The sequence below is a fragment of the Lysinibacillus sp. VIII_CA genome, assembly GCF_049943995.1.
Lineage (GTDB): Bacteria > Bacillota > Bacilli > Bacillales_A > Planococcaceae > Lysinibacillus > Lysinibacillus pinottii.
The window spans coordinates 1-1,205 of the sequence record NZ_JBNFXM010000068.1 but is presented as its reverse complement, the minus strand read 5'-3'; the positions used below and the strand labels follow the sequence as shown (position 1 = coordinate 1,205).

Sequence of the window (1,205 nt, the reverse complement as noted above, 5' to 3'; positions counted from 1 at the left end):
AAGTTTGAGGGGCGAAACCCTCAAGGTCTTTTGCATGCTGCAGCATGCTTTGGCGGTAGCCAACCACCCTCGGAGAGCACGTTCTCTTGGTCACAAGAGTATAACGTGCTATACTCTTGGCAAATAAATTTGCTAGAGTATGGGGGTGCATCGGTCACATGGAGTTGGCTTGGAACGCACAAAAAAATCAAATTACAGATGTTAAAGGCAAAGAAAATGAGCAAGAGCGAAAAGGCGAAATTAGAAATGATGACATTGATCTGGAGCGTACAAAAAATAATTATGACTTAGTAGAGTCAGATAAAAATTTGTATCAGAGAGTAAAGCAGCGAGTTGACAAATTAAAAGAGGCTGGTTCGAGAGTACAGAAAAATTCGGTTGTAATGTACTCCAATATTTTGACGGTTCCTCAAGAGCAAGCTACAAAATGGGGCGAGCAAAAAACAGATGATTATTTTAAAGCTTGCTATGAGTTTTTCTGTAAGGAGTTTGGGAAAGAAAATGTGGTGAGTGGAAAAGTACATAAGGACGAAACGACACCTCATATGCATTTGCACTTTGTGCCAGTCAATAAGGAGAACGGTAAATTGCAAGCACGAGTGGCCATGAACAAAGCGAAAATTAATTATATCCATGATGCCTTACCGAAATTTCTACAAGAGCGTGGCTTTGATGTTGTACGTGCCAGTGGCAAAACGAAAGAGAAAAACATTGAAAATATTCATGAGTACAAAGAAGTTCAGAAGAAAATTGCACAGAAAGAAAATGATTTAGAGTATTTGCATCAAACGCGCATCTTACTAGAAAAAGAGGTTGGAGACAGAAAAAAAGAGTTTTTAGCATTGAGTGAAAAACTTCCGAATGATGGAGATATAAAAATTCGTGTAAAGGGCAAAGAGGTTAAAACAACTGTTACAGCTAAAATGTTTGGGAAACCTGAGATTGTTGAGCAGGAAACCGAGAATTTTATTGTGACGCCTAAAGAACTGAAGAACATGCATGAGCAAATAAAAGCTGCCTATCAAATCAAAAAAGATTATGAGCGTTTGCAGAAGACGGATCTAGTGCAAGAAAATAAAAAGTTACGCGAGTTGGCGAGTCATAAAATGAACCAAAATGAATTGTTAAAACAAGAAAATGCGAGTTTAAAAACTCACTTGAGGTCGGCTACAAATGAAATTAGTGTTTTAGAAGCCCATATAAGC

1 protein-coding gene is annotated in these 1,205 nt (G+C 38.0%); it reads left to right on the top strand.

All coding sequences use genetic code 11. The annotated features are described in order from the left end of the window. Positions 1 to 158 precede the first annotated feature (158 nt). The coding region (gene mobV / locus ACP3VS_RS24200; protein ID WP_426390287.1) for a MobV family relaxase at positions 159 to 1,205 on the top strand (1,047 nt) is incomplete at its 3' end.